At 72.9% G+C, this 1,238-nt stretch carries 1 protein-coding gene; it reads right to left on the bottom strand.

All coding sequences use genetic code 11. The annotated features are described in order from the left end of the window. Positions 1 to 291: 291 nt before the first annotated feature. Positions 292 to 918, bottom strand: a complete 627-nt coding sequence (locus F8271_RS31310; protein ID WP_151493376.1) for a disulfide bond formation protein DsbA — start codon at positions 916 to 918, stop codon at positions 292 to 294. Positions 919 to 1,238 lie beyond the last annotated feature (320 nt).

Genomic DNA, 1,238 nt, shown 5'->3' with positions numbered 1-1,238 from the left:
CAGCGGGAGTCGTCGACCGACCAGTAGGCCGCGCCGGGAGTCTCGATCACCCCCTGCCGGGTCAGCTGATCGTCACCGGACGCACGGTGCTTGGCCATCGGGAATGCCTCCACGAGCTGCGGGGTGCGGCCCTGCGGGTCGCTGCGGCGGACACCGAGGGAAACGACGCCGCCCGCCCACCGGTGACGCCGCAACCGCGTCCGGCCTCGCAGCCGCACCCGGCGTCCGACACGACGCGCCCCCACCCGGACGACCGACGGTGTCCGGACGGGGGCGCGTGGCGGGCGGCGCTCAGTCGAAGATCGGGCCCTGCTCCCGGGTGCGCTTCAGCTCGTAGAAGCCCGGGGTGCCGGCGACCAGCAGGACACCGTCCCAGAGTCGACCGGCGGCCTCCCCCTTCGGGGCGGGCGTGATCACCGGGCCGAAGAACGCGACCGGGCTGCCGTCCGGGCCGGGCGCGTGCACGACCGGGGTGCCGACGTCCTGCCCGACCGGGCGCATACCCGCCTCGTGGCTGGCCCGCAACGCCTCGTCGTACTCGGTGCTGTCGGCGGCCGCGGCCAGCGCCGGGTCCAGGCCGGCCTCGGTCAACGCGGCCACGTAGAGCTCCGGGCCCCGCTCCTGCTTGTCGAGGTGGATCCGGGTGCCCAGCGCGGTGTAGAGCGGGCGCAGGACGTCACTGCCGTACCGCTGCTCGGCGGCGATGCAGATCCGCACCGGCCCCCAGGCGGTGCTCAGGAACGTCTTGTAATCCTCGGGCAGCTCGTCCCGGCCCTCGTTCAGCACGGCCAGGCTCATCACGTGGAAGCGGATGTCCACGGGCCGGGCCTGCTCGACCTCGAGCAGCCAGCGGGACGTGATCCACGCCCACGGGCAGGCCGGGTCGAACCACATGTCGGCGGTGACGCGATCGGTCACGGTGCGATCCCTTCGCGGCGGAGTTGCGCCGGCGATCCGGCGTCTTGGGGAATCTTCACCCCGCGTCCGGTCCACCGGCACCCGAATCGGACCGTGACCTCGACCACCGCCGGATGCACGTCCATGGAAGACTCGGATCCGAACCGCCGCCACGAGCGGCCGGCAGACGGGCGCCGCCGGGCGTACGGCGAGATGTGGGATGGAGACAAACAGTGCCGGGAGTGCGCAACCTGACGCAGGTCGAGGCTACCGAGCGGGCACGCCTGCTCGACGTGACCGGGTACGACATCAGTCTGGACCTGTCGACCGCCGTGCTGGCC

The organism is Micromonospora sp. ALFpr18c, assembly GCF_008868155.1.
Taxonomy (GTDB): domain Bacteria; phylum Actinomycetota; class Actinomycetes; order Mycobacteriales; family Micromonosporaceae; genus Micromonospora.
Note: the sequence above shows the minus strand (reverse complement) of the source record. Positions and strands in the feature narration are given on the sequence as shown.